This is a genomic window from Paenibacillus sp. NEAU-GSW1 (assembly GCF_009737085.1).
Lineage (GTDB): Bacteria > Bacillota > Bacilli > Paenibacillales > Paenibacillaceae > Pristimantibacillus.
This window is the reverse complement of the sequence record NZ_WOVL01000002.1, coordinates 88,785-106,460: the sequence shown is the minus strand read 5'-3', so window position 1 is coordinate 106,460 and position 17,676 is coordinate 88,785. Positions and strand designations below refer to the sequence as shown.

12 protein-coding genes are annotated in these 17,676 nt (G+C 50.7%); 7 read left to right on the top strand and 5 right to left on the bottom strand.

What is annotated here, in order from left to right; genetic code table 11:
* Positions 1–83 precede the first annotated feature (83 nt).
* Complete coding sequence (locus tag GOM71_RS01580) at positions 84–884, top strand: RDD family protein (RefSeq protein WP_156277774.1); 801 nt, start codon at positions 84–86, stop codon at positions 882–884.
* 73 nt (positions 885–957) lie between these two features.
* Here the strand turns inward: GOM71_RS01580 and GOM71_RS01575 are convergent, their stop codons facing one another.
* Positions 958–1,164, bottom strand: coding sequence for a hypothetical protein (locus GOM71_RS01575; RefSeq protein ID WP_156277767.1), 207 nt, complete (start codon positions 1,162–1,164; stop codon positions 958–960).
* A 457-nt stretch (positions 1,165–1,621) separates the two neighbouring features.
* On the opposite strand from GOM71_RS01575, the gene GOM71_RS01570 reads away from it, so the two are divergent.
* Entirely contained in the window at positions 1,622–9,133 is a 7,512-nt protein-coding gene (locus GOM71_RS01570; RefSeq protein ID WP_156277765.1) for a pullulanase, read from the top strand.
* Between the two features lie 230 nt (positions 9,134–9,363).
* Here the strand turns inward: GOM71_RS01570 and GOM71_RS01565 are convergent, their stop codons facing one another.
* On the bottom strand, positions 9,364–10,005 hold the full coding sequence (locus tag GOM71_RS01565) for a YitT family protein (protein ID WP_216651688.1): 642 nt from the start codon (positions 10,003–10,005) through the stop codon (positions 9,364–9,366).
* 163 nt (positions 10,006–10,168) lie between these two features.
* On the opposite strand from GOM71_RS01565, the gene GOM71_RS01560 reads away from it, so the two are divergent.
* From GOM71_RS01560 to GOM71_RS01545, 4 genes are all read left to right on the top strand, one after another.
* Positions 10,169–10,612 (top strand): Lrp/AsnC family transcriptional regulator, encoded by a 444-nt coding sequence (locus GOM71_RS01560; RefSeq protein ID WP_156277761.1) that lies wholly within the window; start codon positions 10,169–10,171, stop codon positions 10,610–10,612.
* Positions 10,613–10,724: 112 nt separating this feature from the next.
* Positions 10,725–11,051, top strand: coding sequence for an ArsR/SmtB family transcription factor (locus tag GOM71_RS01555; protein ID WP_156278082.1), 327 nt, complete (start codon positions 10,725–10,727; stop codon positions 11,049–11,051).
* A gap of 62 nt (positions 11,052–11,113) precedes the next feature.
* On the top strand, positions 11,114–11,641 hold the full coding sequence (locus GOM71_RS01550) for an SRPBCC family protein (RefSeq protein ID WP_156278080.1): 528 nt from the start codon (positions 11,114–11,116) through the stop codon (positions 11,639–11,641).
* Between the two features lie 182 nt (positions 11,642–11,823).
* Positions 11,824–12,099 carry a hypothetical protein gene (locus GOM71_RS01545; RefSeq protein WP_156277759.1) on the top strand — a complete coding sequence of 92 codons (276 nt, stop codon included), beginning with the start codon at positions 11,824–11,826 and terminating at the stop codon, positions 12,097–12,099.
* Positions 12,100–12,113: 14 nt separating this feature from the next.
* On the opposite strand, the gene GOM71_RS01540 is transcribed toward GOM71_RS01545, so the two are convergent.
* Positions 12,114–12,893, bottom strand: a complete 780-nt coding sequence (locus tag GOM71_RS01540) for a hypothetical protein (RefSeq protein WP_156277757.1) — start codon at positions 12,891–12,893, stop codon at positions 12,114–12,116.
* A gap of 149 nt (positions 12,894–13,042) precedes the next feature.
* Positions 13,043–13,942 (bottom strand): LysR family transcriptional regulator, encoded by a 900-nt coding sequence (locus tag GOM71_RS01535; RefSeq protein WP_156277755.1) that lies wholly within the window; start codon positions 13,940–13,942, stop codon positions 13,043–13,045.
* Positions 13,943–14,052: 110 nt separating this feature from the next.
* On the opposite strand from GOM71_RS01535, the gene GOM71_RS01530 reads away from it, so the two are divergent.
* The gene (locus GOM71_RS01530) at positions 14,053–15,339 is read left to right on the top strand and encodes an adenylosuccinate synthase (protein ID WP_156277753.1); all 1,287 of its coding nucleotides are present in this window, start codon (positions 14,053–14,055) and stop codon (positions 15,337–15,339) included.
* A gap of 37 nt (positions 15,340–15,376) precedes the next feature.
* Here the strand turns inward: GOM71_RS01530 and GOM71_RS01525 are convergent, their stop codons facing one another.
* Positions 15,377–17,557, bottom strand: coding sequence for a hypothetical protein (locus GOM71_RS01525; RefSeq protein WP_156277750.1), 2,181 nt, complete (start codon positions 17,555–17,557; stop codon positions 15,377–15,379).
* Between the last annotated feature and the right edge of the window lie 119 nt (positions 17,558–17,676).

Sequence of the window (17,676 nt, the reverse complement as noted above, 5' to 3'; positions counted from 1 at the left end):
AGGATTTATAGTATCATAGTTTGGCGCATAAGCGAATGCTTAAGCGGCCGTGGGCTTTGCAAAACTTTTCAGGAGAGTGGATTATGCAAGATTCGTTTAATAGAGAGGCGACTATCGTCACATCCGAGCATGTGAAGCTGCAGCTCCAAACAGCGGGATTGGGCAGCCGCGCAGCCGCGATGCTGCTGGATACGCTGCTGATGATCGCCTTTTATGGCATCGTCAGCTTGACGGTTGGGCTTGTTATGGCTATTGCGGGAAGCGGCTTGTCGGACGTGTTCGGCTCGTATGCCGCGGCATTCTTGGTCATCCTATACTTCCTTCTAATCGGAGCTTATTACGCGTTAACGGAATATTTCATGGGCGGCCAAACCTTCGGAAAGAAATGGATGGGACTGCGCGTCGTGCATGAGAATGGGCAGCCGCTCACTTTTCTCTCCGCGATTATCCGCAATTTTTTCCGTATTATCGATTTCTTGCCCTCTTTTTATTTGTTCGGAGCGATATGGATGTTTTTTCATCCGGTCGATAAACGGCTCGGAGATGTTGCCGCAGGAACGATGGTTATTCATGACAAGCGCAACGATCGCCAGCGGTCGCGCACTCGGCTGAAGAAGTGGCTTGATAAACAAAACCGGACTTTGCATGCCGAATACCCGATTCCTCATGCGGGGGATCGGATTGGCCGGGAGGATTGGCTGCTGCTGTCAGGCCTTGTTGAGCGGATGCCCTCTCTGGACAAGCTGAAACGGGAGGAGCTGGCTTGGCATCTTGCCGCGCGGCTCGGCTATAAGCTGCAAATCGAGGGAAATGCTCAAATGCGGGATCCAGAGATGTTCCTGCTTGTGCTTTACGAACAATTGTATGAGGAATGGTCGATATAAAAGGGAGGGCTGTCCCAAATGGGACAGCCCTTGTTTTATGCGCAAGTTGCTGCTGCGCGGCGAGCCATCGGAACTAGAGCAGCTTGTATAGATAGCTTGCAATAACGCCAATAAAGAAAAAGATCATGACAGGGTAACGGCGTTTTTCTGTTTTCTCGGCTACGGCGGCATCCATCATATAAGCAGCTCCAACGCAAGTGATTTTAAGCAGTAAATACAAATAGGGCACGATGAGGCCAAGGCATAAGGCGATGGCGAAAAGGATATAGTGCAGTTTCAACCTTGATCTTCCCTTTCAACTTTGATCTATTTTCGAATTTATAAATGGACAGCAAGACGTATTGTTTGGATAATTCTAGTTAATTTTACATGGAAGTCGATCGTTTGGATACATACAAACGATAGGAGATAAAAATATTTTTTCCGACAAGATGGTGTGCAACTTTTGTGCAAACGTTACCACAATGCCGTTTTTGCTGAAAATGGTGTCGAAAACAGAAGGACTTCTTTCTGTTTTTGGTTCATTTTTAAATTGACAGCGCTTTAAATGAGGTAGTAATATAAAAAACGAGTACAGCAAACGCTTTCAAAACACGATTTATGTAACTATTATGGGAACGCCTGGTTGCATTGTGGTCGAGTTGAGAGGTTGTTTGCATTTGCTGGTCTATTTGTGCAATCGTTTGCATCATGAAGGGAACCTCACTGCGAATGTTTAAAATGGGGAGGAAAGCAGGATGAAGTTAGGTTTACGAAGCAGAAAAGCGGTTGCAATCATGATGACGCTCGCTCTGGTGTGGTCATGTTTCGGTATGACGCCAAACCGTGCTAGCGCAGATGCGGTAACGGCTACATTGGTCGGCGATCTGCAGACGGAGCTTGGAGGGACGGCGGATTGGGAGCCGGCTGATGCAACGACGCTCATGCAAGATTTGGGCGATGGCAACTACGTGTTTACGGGCGAGCTTCCGGCAGGCACGTATCAGTACAAAATCGCATTGAATGGAACTTGGGCTGAAAACTATGGATTCAGCAATTATACGAATCCGGCAGGCGTTGATTCCGGCGGCAACATTAAGCTGGTGTTGGCCGAAGCAACGACAGTAACGTTCTACTACAATCACACCACGCGCAAAATTGCGGATTCGACGTACTATACGCCGATAGCGGCCGACAAGCTCCCTCGTCTGGTCGGTGATTTGCAGACGGAGCTTGGGGACGAGGCGGACGGGGCTCCGGATAAAGCAGGAACATTTCTTGCCGATTCCGACTTCGACAATGTGTATACGGTTGTAAAGACATTGCCGGAAGGCACTTATGCGTATCAAGTCGTGCTTGGCAGCACCTCGGAAGATCCGACTTATCCGGAAGAGAGCCAATCGCTGGTTCTGCCGCAGGAGCTTCCAGTTAATTTTAAGTACAACGCGGTTGACAACAGCGTAGGAGCAGACTTTACGATTCCGGTAGACCCGGGCTCGGAAGTGCCGGAAGGCTTTTTACGGGTTCACTATAACGGCGATCCTGAAAATATCGGTCTTTGGCTGTTTAACGATGTAGCTTCGCCTTCGACGAACTGGCCGACAGGCGCTTCGGCGTTCGCGGCGGAGCAGACCGACAGCTACGGCGTATTCCAAGACATTCCGCTTGCAGCAAATGCGAAGAAAGCCGGAATGGTTGTTGTAAATCGTGTAAGCGGCGCGAAGGACGGCGGGGATAAAGTGTTCACGCTAACGTCGGCAGCTGTGAACGAAGTATGGCTGCAGGAAGGATCTGATGTGGTGACGCCGTACGAGCCGGTGGAGCTTGCGCCGAATACGATTCGGATCCATTATACGAGAAGCGATAACACTTACATCAACACCGGATTGTGGCTGTTCGGCGACGTTGCGGTGAAGTCGGAGGAGCTGGGCAGCTGGCCGACTGCTGCAACGCCATTTGCAGAGGAAGACCGCTATGGCGGTTATATCGACGTTGCGTATAAAGAAAACGCGCAAAAAATCAATTTTATTGCCTTGAATCGTGAGACCGGCAACAAAGACGGCGACACGAAAGAGTTCGCGCTTATGAATCGTTATTCTCACATCTGGATTAAAGAGGGAGACAATAACGTATACATCTCGCCATACAGTGATCTGGCTACGGCTATCGTCTCGGCGGAAGTAACAGGGGTCAATAAAATTCTTTCTCTCTTCACAATGACGGAAGGTCTTGACGCGACTGCGCTGAAGAGCGCAATTGCAATAACGGACAGTGAAGGCGAGAGCGTGACGATTAATAAAGTCGTCATTAAAGATGAGACGACGGTGGAGATCGATGCCGCTCTCAATCTGGATAAGCTGCCTCTTAGCATCACGTATTCGGGCAGAACAGTATCCGCTTCTACGGGCTGGAGAATGCTCGACTCATTGTATACCTACGATGGCGACGATCTGGGAGCGAAATACAACGCGAACGGAACGGCGACGTTGAAGCTTTGGGCTCCAACCGCTTCTGCGGTTGTTGCCAATGTGTATGACAAGGATGATTCAACGGAGCTCATCGGCAGCTACCCGTTAACGAAAGGCGAGCAAGGCGTCTGGTCGGAAACGATCACCGTGCTGCAAGACGGCAACGGGGTCGACAGCGAAGGCTACTTCTATCAATATGAAGTGACCAATAACGGCGTGACGAAGAAAGTTCTTGATCCTTACGCTAAATCGATGGCGCCGTTTACGGTGAACACGAAAGGGGAAGCAGGTCCGGACGGAGATACGGTAGGCAAAGCCGCAATCGTAGATTTGAGCGGAACGAACCCTGAAGGCTACGACTTCGCGCAAATCGACGGTTATGAGAAGCGGGAAGACGCGATTGTTTTGGAAATGCATGTACGGGACTTCACGTCCGATCCGTCGATTGAAGGCGATCTGAACGCAAGATGGGGAACTTATAATGCATTTGCCGAGAAATTGGATTATATCAAATCGCTGGGCGTAACCCACATTCAGCTGATGCCGATTATGGCTTGGTACTTCGGAGACGAGACCAAGGCGGGAGAACGCGAGAATGAATACTCTGCGCTGGATAATGAATACAACTGGGGCTATGATCCTCACAACTACTTCACTCCAGACGGCGCTTATTCGGAAGATCCGGCCGATCCGGAGCTTCGTGTCAAAGAGCTGAAGGACATGATTAATGCGATTCACGAAGCGGGAATGGGCGTCATTCTCGACGTTGTTTATACGCATATGGCCCAAAAAGAGCTGTTGAACGACATCGTCCCTGGCTACTATCAATGGATAGACGCAAACGGAAACTTTGTCGGCGGCTTCACAAACAACCTGGCGACCAACCATATCATGTCTGAGAAGCTGATGGTTGATTCCGTCAAATACTGGTTCGACGAGTACAAAATCGACGGCATGCGCTGGGATATGATGGGCGACGCAACATATGAGGCCGTTCAGCATGCTTACGACGAAGCGATCACAATCAATCCAGACGCGCTGTTTATCGGCGAAGGCTGGAGAACGTTCTCCGGGGCTGTTGCTGAACCGGCGTTGGCGGGACATAGCGCCGATCAGGACTGGATGGACAAAACGGATAATGTCGGCGTATTCTCCGACGAATTCCGCAATGAATTGAAATCCGGCTACGGCTCGGAAGGCCAGCCGCGATTCATTACAGGCGGAGCAAGAAGCATTAGCACAATTTTTAACAACATTAAGGGCCAGCCGTCGAACATCAACGAAGACGATCCAGGCGATATCGTTTCTTATATCGAAGCGCATGACAACCTTCCGTTGTACGACGTAATTGCGCAGTCGATCAAGAAGAACCCGGCCATCCCAGCCGATGATCTGGAAATTCATCAGCGGGTCCGGCTCGGCAACCTTCTCGTCCTGACATCGCAGGGCACTGCCTTCCTTCAGGTAGGCCAGGAGTACGGCCGCACGAAGCAGTGGAACGCCGCAGGCGAGCCGGAACAGAAGTCTACGGAGTTTTTGGATGAGAATGGCAACCATATCGGTTATTTCGTCCATGATTCCTATGATTCTTCCGATGCCATTAATAAGTTTGACTGGGCAAAAGCGACGGATGAAGCGGCATATCCGGTCAATAACATTACGAAAGAGTATACGTCGGGCTTAATGAAGCTTCGCAATTCGACGGACGCATTCTCGCTTGGCGACCAGGATTTGGTCAACTCTAACGTTACGTTGATCGACGCGCCACAAATTTCGGCCGAGGACCTCTTCATCGCCTACAAGAACAAGGCGACGGACGGAACTGGACAATACTATGTATTCCTGAATGCGGACAACGAGGAAAGAACGATTACGTTGACGGAGGATTTGCAAAGCGGAACGGTTGTCGTCGACAACGACGAAGCAGGCATTGCTGCGGTATCCGCACCTTCCGGCTTCACATTGACTGCGGATTCGATCACGCTTGATCCGTTGACAGCAGTCATTATTAAGAAAGATGCGCCTGCGGCGACGCTTGCCTCGCTTGAGCTCGACAGCGCAAGCTATTCGGTAGCGATCGGCAGTGAGCATCAAACGACGGTATATGCGAAATACGATGACGGCAGCAAACGCAAAGTAACGGCAGAGGCTGCATTCGCATCCAGCAAGCCTGGTATTGCAAGCGTATCGGCAGCTGGCAAAGTGAAGGGCCTGAGCCTGGGTACGACTGCAATTACGGTTACGTATAACGGCTTGACAGCTGTGGTCGATGTAACGGTTACAAAACCGGTAGATAAACGTTACGTTCAAATCAACTATATCCGTCCGGACAAAGACTATACGGATTGGAACCTGTGGGTATGGGGAACCGGCGTGAAAGACGATCAAATCGACTTCACGAAGGTAGAGAACGGAATCGCAACCGTTAATCTCGAAGTAGCAGAAGGCGCGGCAAGCGTAGGCTTCGTGCTTCGCAAAGGAACGGATTGGAACACCGCGAAGCAAGATATCGGTTACGATCGCAACATACCGATTGAGCCGGGCGCAATGTTTACGAAAGTAAATGTGACCAGCATGGTCGGCGCGCTCGATATTTTGCCAAGCACAAGCGGTCCGTTGTTGAACGACGGCAATGTAACGTTCGTATATCGCGATGAAGCGTTGTTCAAAAACGGGCAAATGAACACGATTGCGAGCGTTAAAGTCAAAGTAGGCGACAACGAATACCAGATGGCATATGACGCTGGAAAAGAATGGTTCAGCTACACGCTGCATAATGTAGCGGTTGGCGCACATGACTATTCGTTCATCGTTGAGAGAGCCGGAACGACGACAGAGGTTAACGACCCGAACAATATCGTGGACGGCAAGTCGAGCTTCGAATATCGCAAGCCAACGATGACGATTACGTCGGCATTCAATCCGGCTGCGATCGCTTCCAACGAGAACGGCGTTCTGTCGCTTGACGTGACGCCATCCGAGCCAGTTGTCTATCGTGAAGCGTATATCGACCTGACGGCGCTTGGCGGCTCGGCAAAGGCGACTTTCGATACGGAATTGATGGCGCAAACGCTCTCTGTAGAAGATAAAATTACGGCGGGAGCTAAAAACGTTACGGTCACGTTAATTGACGTGTACGGCAACAAGCATCAGCACACCGCAACAGTAAATGTAAAAGCAAGAACGTATACAGACGACAAGCTTGATTTCGATTGGGACGAAGCGCGTATTTACTTCACGCTTACTGACCGATTCGCCGACGGCGACAGCACGAACAACGAGAATGTCGATAAAACGCATCTTGAAGCGTATCACGGCGGCGACTTCAGAGGCATGATCGACAAGCTGGATTATATTCAGGATCTTGGCATCAATACGATCTGGATTACGCCTATCGTCGATAACATCGACTTCAACAAAGGCGTTGATTTTGACAGCAAGCAGTACGGCTACCATGGCTACTGGGCAAAAGACTTTACGCAGATCGACGAGCATCTTGGCGATTTGGACACATTCAAGGAGCTTATCGACAAGGCGCATGACAGAGGCATCAAAATTATGGTCGATGTCGTGCTCAACCATACGGGCTACGGCGTGAAGCCGGAAGACGACTATCCGACCATTGCGCAAGAGGACAAAGACCGTTTTGCCGGCATGCTTAGAACGGACGACGTACAGGCTAGCACCAATCCGATTAGGGGCGAGGTCGCTTTCTTGCCAGATTTTAAAACGGAAGAGCCTGCCGTACGCGAGAAAGTGATCGATTGGCAGACGAGTTGGCTGAATCGTGCAAAAACAGACCGCGGAGATACGATTGATTACTTCCGTGTCGATACGGTTAAGCACGTTGAAAGCACGACCTGGAAAGCATTCCGCAATGCGCTGACTGAGATCAATCCAGAATTTAAAATGATCGGCGAGCAATTTGGCGCGACGGTCGACACCGACGGCGGCACGCTGGGCAACGGTCAAATGGACAGCTTGCTTGATTTCGGCTTCAAAGGGCAAGTGCGCGATTTTGCAAACGGCAGCATTGATGCGGTTGACGCTTACTTGCAAGACCGGGAATCGAAAATGAACAATACAAAAACGATGGGCCAATTCCTAAGCAGCCATGACGAGGACGGATTCTTGGTGAGCTATGTGGGCGGGGACAAAGGCAAATTGAAAATCGCCGCAGCGCTGCAAATTACGGCCAAAGGCCAGCCTGTTATTTACTATGGCGAGGAGCTGGGACGTTCCGGCAAAAATGCTGGCGACATGAGCGAAGGAGAGTTCAGTGAAAATCGCGGCGACATGCCGTGGGATAAACTGACGGAGGAAGCGGCGCTTCACAATCATTACAAGAAGCTTCTGAACATCAGAGCGAAATTCTCCAAAGTGTATGCAAAAGGACAGCGCTCGAAGCTGGGCGGCTCCGATGCGGAAGGATTTATGGCGTTTAATAAGCGTTATGGCAGCACGAATATCGTAACCGTTATTAACGTGAAGACGGCTGCGAAGACGGTTACGATCTCGGTGCCGTTCGCATCCGGCTCAACTGTAACCGATGAATACAGCGGAACGACTTATGGTGTAGCCGCTGGCAAGAAAGTAACGTTCAGCCTGCCTGGCATGAATGAAGGCGGCACAGTCATTCTTAGCTTGCTATCCGGACCAAGCGGCAATACGTCTACTGGAGAGACGACTGGCGTGTCGGATACGCAAGTTGTTGAAGAGAGCGGCTTGCAGAACGGTCAAGACGGCAAAGTGGAAGTTCCGGTTGAGGCAGGCAAGCAAGCTGTGCAGCTTCCAATCAACGCGGCTAACGCTTTGGGTAATAGCGATCTTGAATTGAATGCGGGAAGCATCTCGGTAACCTTCCCGAATGAAGTGCTGCAACAAGCAGGCCAACTCGTTTCCGGGACGGCTGCGGAAGGCGCGCAAATTCGGTTTGAGTTCAAGCCGCTGCCGGCTCAAGAAGGCAATGCGCTTATTGAAAATGCAAGCGGACATTCGCTTGAGCTGAAATCGGCATCGCCGGTGTATGAATTGAAGCTGTATGTCATTACTGCAGACGGCAAGCGCATTGAGGTGACGCAGTTCACCCAACCGATTGTGATCAAGCTGCAAGCGACAGGAGAACTTGACGAGTCATTAGTCGGAATCTATTATATCGGCGAAGACGGCAAGCTCACATATGTTGGAGGCAAGGTTGAGAACGGGCAGATTACGGGCGAAACCACCCACTTCAGCAAGTACGCTGCGCTTGAGTACAATAAAACATTTGCCGACGTGTCTGGCTCCCATTGGGCTTCGAGCGTCATCAAAGCGTTGACGGCGAAGCAAATTGTTACCGGGGTTTCAGAGACGAAGTTTGCTCCTGAGAAGAGCGTAACCCGCGCCGAATTAGCGGCGATGCTGGTACGTGCGCTAGGTTTGAAAGCGGAAGGCGAAGCAAGCTACTCTGATGTAGCTAAAGGCGCTTGGTACGCTCCATTCGTAGCTGCGGCTAGCAAAGCGGGAATCGTCAAAGGTAACCAGGACGGTACTTTCGGACCGAACGCAACGATTACACGCGAGGAAATGGCGACGATGATCGTTCGTGCGCTGGAAGTGAAGAACGGAGGCAAAGCGGCGGGTGCGGCTGCTCCGTCCGAATTTACGGACCGCGCGCAAGTTAGCGCATGGGCAGTCGCTTACGTTGACGCTGCTGCAAAGCTCGGTCTTGTGAAAGGCAGAGCAAACGGACAGTTCGCGCCGCAAGGCGTAATGACCCGCGCGGAAGGCGCGCAAGTCATCTTCAATTTGCTAGGCAAATAAGTTTAATAATTGCGGTACAGGTGTTTTATCCCTGTGCCGCTATTTTTTTTATTGTGTGCTAGAACGCCGCTTTCACAGGGATGCGCAAGTTGTAAGGAACTCGGAGGCCGTTAGGCAACCGTGAGTGGACGCAACTGGATGATCTAACGGCCTGCGAGGCCATTAGCAATTTGCGGCTGAATTAACACAGGCGTTTCAGCATGCGTGCAGGCACATGATGGAACGCTTTTCTAATGCCGGTTTTTGAAAGATGGCTTATGCGGCAGCAATGATTTGTGGGTTCTCGGTTTATTTCTTCTTTTGTAGAGGGCCATGATGCTTGAGGTTACGGCGATAGATAAAGCGGAAAGCAGCAAGTTCGCAACAGGGTACGCGAATAAGCTGATGAGCAGCACGGTGCTGTCGAAGACGAAGTTGGTTTTGCCGGGGTTTATTCTAAATTTGCGATTTAAATAGAGCGCAACAATATTGGAGCCGCCGAGTGAGGCGCCGTTTCGGAACAAGGCGCATACGCCAACGCCGATGAGAATGCCGCCTGCGATTGCGCCGACGGTTGGAGAGATGGAGGGGGGCGGGAGGAAGCGATCGACGGAAGTCAGGGCGGACAGCAGCATGATGGAGAAGATTGTATTTAACGTGAATGATCGGCCCATGGTCATAAAGGAAAAGAGAAGGAAGGGGAAATTGAGAAGAAAAAACAAGATGTAAAATTTCAAATGGAGCATATGAGCGAGGCTCAGCGCCATGCCGGCTGTTCCGCCGGTAAACACTTGAGCGTGCTTTAGCATCATAAGGCCGGCAGCAGTCAGCAGACAGCCGAGTGCAAGGTGGAGCCATTTGCGTCTTGGCGCCTTCGTTTTGAAACCGTTCATGTATCTCATAGTTGCACGCACCGCCTGTTGCATGTTGTTTGATTTAAGCATACTGCGGAGCAAACAACGGTTATATACTAAACTGAACCAATCGAATGGGAGTAATGGTAACATTGAATCAATTTAGTCAATAAAATATGCAAAATGAAAGGCGGCGCGCAGAATGGATCAATTGGACTTCACTATACTCCGATTGCTGCAGGAGGATGGAAGAATGACGATAAGCGAATTGTCCAAACGAGTGGCTTTAAGTCGGCCTAGCGTTGCGGAGAGGCTGTTGCGGCTGCAGGAACGGGGCGTCATTACGGGCTTCCGCGCGCAAATCCCGCCCTCCGCCGTCGGCAGGTCAATCCAGCTTATCATTCAAATAAGCGAACTTAAGGCAGCGCCGATAGAGTTCGAGAAGCGGATAGCAGCTGACGAAGCGATATTAGAGTGTCATCGCGTTACAGGTACCGTCAGCTATGTAATGAAGGCGGCCGTTTCGGGGATGGAGGCGTTGACACAGCTTGTTGAGAGGCTGATGCCGTATGGCAACGTAAATACATCTGTCATTTTATCATCGCCGGTTATAAATCGAATGGTACTGCCTCAGCAGCAAAAATAATTTATATATATTCCTTTACAGGAATATTCCTTACATGGTATATTTGGTTCAGACAAACACGAGTGGTCAACAATAAGGCCATAAGACAGTAGAAGAAAGATGGATGAGTGCAATGAATGCTGAAGTTTTGAGCGCTTTAGCAGAGCCTAATCGGTTGCAAATCGTCGAGTTGCTGCTTGAAAGCTCCTTTACGGTAGGTGAGATTGCCGAAAGGCTGGAGATGCGCCAGCCCCAAGCGTCAAAGCATGTGAAGGTGCTGAATGACGCAGGAATTATCGAGGTTAAGGCTGTCGCTAATCGGCGGATTTGCAGCTTGCGTCCCGAGCCGTTTAAGGATCTCAACACATGGATTGAATCTTACCGGCGTTTATGGGAAGAGCGCTACGACCGGCTGGACGATTATTTGCAGCAATTGCAGAACAGGGAAAAAGGGCATTGAATGGCAAGCTGCCGGAGCTGATGTGAAGCGGCCGGTCAATTCTAACAGGGATGGTGTTTATGATGACAACAGCAAATCAAACGGTATCTAGAGTAGAAGGAAATACGCTTATTCTTGAACGTTCCTTTAAAGCGCCGCGCGAGCTCGTTTTCCAAGCTTTTTCGGAAGCAGAGCATTTGAAGCATTGGTGGGGGCCGAAGGGCTGGTCGCTTCCAGTTTGCAATATCGATTTCCGTCCAGGCGGCGTATGGCATTACTGTATGAAGTGCGTTGACCGAGACCAAGGCGAGTTCTATGGCATGGAATCATGGGGCAAAGCGATTTATCGGGAAATCTCGGCTCCTGAGCAAGTCTCCTACACGGACTATTTCTCCGATGCGGAAGGCAATCTGTCGGAAGAGCTTCCGGAAACGCAAGTTCGCCTTGATTTTATCGATGAAAACGGTACGACGAAGCTGATTAACACGGCGCAATACGCATCGCCGGAAGCGCTGCAAACGGTTATTGATATGGGTATGCTTCAAGGGATTTCCGAGACGTGGGATAACCTCGATGCTCACCTTGAAAACGTACAAAGGAACAACGCTTAACGATACAATCCAAAGAAGCGGGAGCTGCTTAAGGCTCCTGCTTCTTTTTTTGCGCTTTCAATGCTGGCAGCTGCGGTGAAATATGGCATTTAAATGGTTTACTAACCTTCTTCGACGGTGTTATATTAATCAACGTTACAATGGTTCTAAAGTAATGTTTTGCTCTGAACAGGGGGGAATCGATGAGAACGCTTCTAGTTATAACCCAAATTATTTATTTGGTTTTATGCATTCCATGGCTTGTCATTTGGGGCATGTCGTTTATGAGCTTTGACCAAGGCTTCAGCTGGTCTGCGGCAGCCTTTGTCGGTGTAATTACTTTATATCCGTTGGCCGTAATCACATGTTCAATCATCGCTTGGGTGCTGCATAAGCGAAAAAAACGTGCTGCCGTCTTCATAAATCTCGTTCCGATGCTGTGGGTCGTTGCACTAGGCGGGATTCTGCTTTTTTATTAGTTTATCATTCACTTCTATTTCGCCTGACAATGCTTGGCCAGCGCCCGGATCTCGGCGCTCATCCGTTGATTGACGGGATAGATCGATTCCAAGTAATTCAGCATTTGTATGGCGGATTCGGGAATGCGATCGTACCCTTGAAGCATGCCGCCCATTTGAGCCGCGAAGCGAGGAAACCGTTTCTCGGCTCTTCTCTCGTTGCCGAACACGTCCGGGAAGAAATCTGTCTCCGGCTCCAGAAGATGCATAACGGACAGAAGTCCGTCGATCGGATAGCTTTCAATAAACCGCAAGGCGGACAGCTTCTCTCCGCGGGCATATCGTCCGAGTCCGACATAAAGGTTGGTTAACGCCTCGCCGACGGCGTGGTCAATCGATTGGCCTCTTCTGGCGGGAATAGCCGCTTTGCCTTCAAGAATACTGCCCTTTAAGCCTCGTTTGGATATCCAAGCGATTCTTCCGCCGGTATATTGCGCATGCTCCAGCTCCGCTTCCTCAAATACCGCAAACTCGCCATAAATGCCGTCCTCGAACAAAAATTTATAGCCGATATCGCAGTTTTTAAAAGAAAAGGCTAGCGGATGCACGTCTTCCAGCCAATCGAGCCGGTCGATAAACAGCTGCTTATACCCCGGCGCCACAATAACGAAAAAATCGAGATCCGAATAGTCGTCGATGCGGTCGGTCTCTGCGCCAACAGAGCCTAACCCGAGCAGGGCCAGCGTATTCTCGTATTTCTCCAACGATTTCCCGATTTCATCCAATCTGTGCAGCAGCGGTTGTTTGCTAGCCATAATAAAAGTCCCTCCCGTTAAAAATGGATTTGGCGGCAAATGCAAAAAAAGGGCTCAACCGCGTCGTTAAACGAGGTTGAACCCTAAGGTTGCATAGCCTTTTAATTGCCAGAATCGTACCATCTCGCAATTCAGCTGTCAATACGGATTTATGGCAGCAACGAGAGAAACCGTTTGGAGGCGGCAGACATAGGAATGCCTTGCAGCGTGGCGATTCCGATATGGCGCTCCGGCAGCGGAGGATCAAGCGGGATTTCTGCGAGCTCGCCGCTCTGCAGCTCAGCCTCAACGAAATTGCGGATAACGAAAGCAAGGCCAAAGCCGCGCAACGCAAACTGAACGAGCAGGTCGATGCTTCCGAGCTCGAATTCAGGCGTAATCGCCAGCCCGTTTGCTGCGGCATATTCGTCGATTGCGCTGCGCATGCTTCCGCTTTCGAGCAGCAGCGAAGGATAGTCGGAAAGAGCGTTCAATGGAAGCGGGGCGTCGGCCAAGTGAAAGTAGCCTTTCCCGCCGACGAGGCAATCTCGAATGACCGCGTTTTTGCGAATTTCGATTCCCTTCTCGGCAGCGAGCCCGGGAGCGATACCGGAGGGGGCTGCGCTGACGATGCCGAAATCGATCTTTCCTTCTTTAAGCAGGGCAAGCGTCTCTGGCGTTGTGCGATTTGTAACATGGATGCGGATATTCGGGTATTGCTCGTGAAACGATTCGAGATAAGGCAGCAAGTAATGCTTGCACAACGTATCGCTGGCCCCGATTCGAATATCGCCGCTGTCGAGATTGTGCATTTCTGCGATCGCTTTTTCTCCCATATTGACGCTAATAAACGCTTTCTCCACATAACGAAGCAGAACTTCGCCCTCTGCCGTAAGCTGCACCCCTTTAGACGTACGAAAAAATAAAGCGCCGCCCAATTGCTCTTCCAATTGTTTGACGGTGTGGCTGACTGCCGGCTGCGTAATGTGAAGCTTCGCCGCCGCCGCCGTCAAGCTGCCTGATTTGGCAATCCAGTAAAAGACACGGTACCATTCTAAATTAACGTTCATCCCATTACCTCAATTTATGTCTAATATAATTAATATCAATTTTTCTTATGTCTATATGCAGCATTATAATCAGAAATGGGTTCAAGAACAATAGGATGGGGGCGGCTAATATGTCGGTAACGGCGATTGTAGGGGCGAATTGGGGAGATGAAGGGAAAGGGAAAATGACGGACGTACTAGCGGCGGACTCTGCGTTTGTCGTAAGGTTTCAAGGCGGCAGCAATGCAGGCCACACCATTATTAATCATTACGGAAAATTTGCGCTGCGCATGCTGCCTTCCGGTGTTTTTCAATCGGGGACCACGAATGTGATCGGCACGGGAACGGCGCTCGATACCGGCGTGCTGATGCAGGAATTGCAAATGCTCGCCGAGAGGGGAGTTCCCTCTCCGAAGCTGTGCGTCTCGGAGAGGGCGCAGCTCGTGCTGAGCGTTCATCGGCTGTTTGACGAATTGGAAGAAGAACGGCTCGGGTCTGGAAGCTTCGGTTCGACCAAGCGGGGGATTGCCCCGTTCTATGCCGATAAGTATGCGAAGCTTGGCATTCAGGTCGCCGATCTCTATGATCGCCCGAGGCTTCGCGAGCGTCTTGAACAGCTGCTGGCGGCCAAAAACGTGCTGCTGCGGCACCATTACAACCGGCCGGCGATAGACGTCGGACAGCTGATAGATGAGCTGCAAGAGGCGGCCGCCGCCTTGGCTCCTTATGTATGCAATACAACGGAGTTGCTGCAGGAGGCGTATCGCAGCGGGCAAACGATTTTGTTGGAAGGACAGCTTGGAGCGCTTCGCGATCCCGATCACGGCATCTATCCGTATTCCACATCGGCTTCGACGCTTGCGGGATACGCGCCTGTCGGAGCGGGGTTGCCTGCGGCGGCAGTCAGCAATGTCGTTGCGGTAGTCAAAGCCTACTCCAGCTGCGTGGGTGCCGGCCCGTTTGTCTCGGAGCTTGGGGGCAGCGAAGCGGAGCAGCTTCGCCAAAGAGGCGGAGATGCCGGAGAATACGGCGTTGTAACGGGCCGGCCAAGACGGGTGGGTTGGTTCGATGCGGTCGCGACCCGGTACGGCTGCATGCTGCAGGGAGCAACGGAGGTGGTGCTGACCAACCTTGACGTGCTCGGATATTTGGACGAAATTCCAGTAGTCGTGGCCTATGAGCTGGAGGACGGGAAGACAACTGTACAATTTCCGGCCACAAGCAAGCTGCATATGGCGAAGCCGGTTATTCGCACGATGCCGGGGTGGGGAAGCGATATTTCGCAAATTGGCCGATTCGACGAGTTGCCGGAGGCGGCCAAACAATATGTGGCCTTCATTGAAGCAAGCATCGGCGTTCCCGTTATGACCGTTTCCGTCGGGCCGAAACGGGAGCAGGTCATCGCTAGACGGCGATAACCAAAAGTCCCTCACACGCTGGTGTGAGGGACTTTTATTAGGTGACGCTCTTGTAGGTGAACCAGACATCCATATTCATATAGACGTCGCTAAAGTAGACGCTCGCTTTGCACCAAAGCTCACCCGTCTCGGTCACGCTTGTGTCCGTTACAAAAAGCTCTAAATATCCGCCAAGCGTGCCGGCCACTTCGCCGTTCGGCGTGTGGTAGACCTTCGTTCCGGCATCGTAATTATACAAGTACGTGTACAGAACCTGGCTTGCTTTATCGTTTGCCTCATCGATTTTGGCTTGCAGCTGGCGTGCTTTCTCCGCTTCTGCTTGCATGTCCTTGATCGCTTTATCGAACGCATCCTTTTTCATCCGCGTAACATTCACCGTCGTTTCCTCTTCCTGGAACGGATAGTGGAACACGAGCTTGTTGTCGTCTATGACCTCAAGGGTGAGCATATCGTCGGAGTCCTCGGTAAATACGATGTCGGCCTGCGAAGGCGTTGGATCGCTGAACTTGAAGTCCTGCTCATGCTTTACGCCTTCCGCGTCATAGGTAATGAACTTGCGATCTTTCGTAATCTCGAGATACCAATCGTAGCTCTCTCCATCGTACTTCGATACGGCCTTCCATGTTCCGGCAATTTGATCGAGCGTAACGAGTTTTTCAAACAGCATGGAGCCAAGGAAGTGAATCGTGCTGTAATCGCCCGCCTTCTCGATTGCTTTGACCGGAGCTTCTTGTCCTGCCGTTTTCGTATAAACCTCGCCCGATTTCGTCCGGTATGCAATATAGCTTAAGCTGGAATCGGCGGCGTATTTCACGACCTGTTCAGCGATCATAACTTTTTCCTTGACGGGGCTTGCCGGCTTGTCTGCTGCAGGCGCCGCCGCTTCGCCTTCTTTATTCTCGGCATCGTCAGTCTTAGCATCAGCTCCAGACTCGGGCTCGGTTGACACGGAACTATCGGCCGCAAGGTCGACCGAATACAATGATTTTTCCTTATTCAGCATCAAGATCGTCTGGTTGTAGAGGCTGACTTCGCTTATATCGCTTGCCACTTTAACCTTTTCTTCGCCGAACCTTTTCAGGAACAGATTGTCGTCGGCATCCAAATACACGATGCTTGTGCCGTCCGGAGACAGATCGAAGTATACGACTTCGTCGCCCAGCTTCACTTTTTCCGCCGGGTTCAGCTGCTTGAGCGGGGCAACCGTAGGAGATGGCGAAGGCTCGCCCTTTTTCTTCTTCTTGGCCGGTTCTTTGTCCGTTTCCGGATCGGTTAATATTTTCATATACAGCGATTTGTCTTCGTTCAGAAAATAAATATAGTCGCCGAGCGATGTGAATTCATAGTCCGTGACATCTGAAGCCAGCTTTACTCGTTCGTAGCCTTCTTTAGCGAGTATCAGCTCGCCTTTGGAAGAGTCTTTCTTGTATTCGTCGAGGTAAGCCAGCAGTGTATTGTCATCGGAAAATTGCACCTCGCCGATATTTTCGGCCGCGAGCTTTTCTTTGTCGGGCGCGCTCGCTTTTTTCAAATAAACGCTGCCTTCTTTGTTGCTGAAAATAGTCGTGTTGCCGTCTGGGCTAGTCTTGAACTGAACAACGTCAGAGCCCAGCTTTTCCTTGTCGGTAACGTCGGCTGCTTTGCGGTAAAGAGAGGCGTCTTTCGTCAGAAAGGTAGCGACCTTCCCGTCTTTAGTAAGAGAATATTGCGCCAGTGACACGTCTCCGGCGATTTTCTCTTTCTCGGTGCCTTTCACGACGCGATACAGGTCGCCCGAAGTTCCGGTATAGTCCTTCGGCTTCGTCGTTCTCAAGAACAGCATCGTCGATTCATCGCCGGAATAAAAGACGGAATCCGGGAAAACATCGGTGCCAAGCTGCTCCTCGGCTTTGCCGTCTTCCTTTATATGAAGCACATGGTCTTTGTCGATATAGACAGCCGCTTTCGTGTTGTACAAATAAGTGAATTGGCCGCGAAGCACGTCTCCGGCGATTTTCTCCCGGTCGCCATTCGGCTTCTTCATATACAGGTCGCCAATTCCTTTTGCTTTGTCGGTATCCGTATACAGAATGATTTCGTCCTTGAGTATTTTAACGGACGGGTCCTCCTGATAGGCAGGCTTTTGCTCGACTTCTTCTGCAACCGGTTTGGCGCAGCTTGTCAGCAAGGTCAGTACAATGATAAAAACTAGAGCAAAATAACTATTTTTCTTTGTCATAATGTGTAGATTTTCCCCCTCTGTCCGATGCGAAACATTCCTAATAGTACCATTGATCTATTTTTCAGTAAAGATTTCCAAATGCTATTTTCGCGAACAAAAAAAGCCCAATCGGCAGC

What these genes read in the sequence shown, in the direction of transcription:
- GOM71_RS01550 (WP_156278080.1), top strand. Translation starts at nt 11,114, where the DNA reads ATGACAACAGCAAATCAAACGGTATCTAGAGTAGAAGGAAATACGCTT.
- GOM71_RS01555 (WP_156278082.1), top strand. Translation starts at nt 10,725, where the DNA reads ATGAATGCTGAAGTTTTGAGCGCTTTAGCAGAGCCTAATCGGTTGCAA.
- GOM71_RS01525 (WP_156277750.1), bottom strand. Translation starts at nt 17,557, where the DNA reads ATGACAAAGAAAAATAGTTATTTTGCTCTAGTTTTTATCATTGTACTG.
- GOM71_RS01545 (WP_156277759.1), top strand. Translation starts at nt 11,824, where the DNA reads ATGAGAACGCTTCTAGTTATAACCCAAATTATTTATTTGGTTTTATGC.
- GOM71_RS01580 (WP_156277774.1), top strand. Translation starts at nt 84, where the DNA reads ATGCAAGATTCGTTTAATAGAGAGGCGACTATCGTCACATCCGAGCAT.
- GOM71_RS01565 (WP_216651688.1), bottom strand. Translation starts at nt 10,005, where the DNA reads ATGAACGGTTTCAAAACGAAGGCGCCAAGACGCAAATGGCTCCACCTT.
- GOM71_RS01570 (WP_156277765.1), top strand. Translation starts at nt 1,622, where the DNA reads ATGAAGTTAGGTTTACGAAGCAGAAAAGCGGTTGCAATCATGATGACG.
- GOM71_RS01530 (WP_156277753.1), top strand. Translation starts at nt 14,053, where the DNA reads ATGTCGGTAACGGCGATTGTAGGGGCGAATTGGGGAGATGAAGGGAAA.
- GOM71_RS01535 (WP_156277755.1), bottom strand. Translation starts at nt 13,942, where the DNA reads ATGAACGTTAATTTAGAATGGTACCGTGTCTTTTACTGGATTGCCAAA.
- GOM71_RS01560 (WP_156277761.1), top strand. Translation starts at nt 10,169, where the DNA reads ATGGATCAATTGGACTTCACTATACTCCGATTGCTGCAGGAGGATGGA.
- GOM71_RS01540 (WP_156277757.1), bottom strand. Translation starts at nt 12,893, where the DNA reads ATGGCTAGCAAACAACCGCTGCTGCACAGATTGGATGAAATCGGGAAA.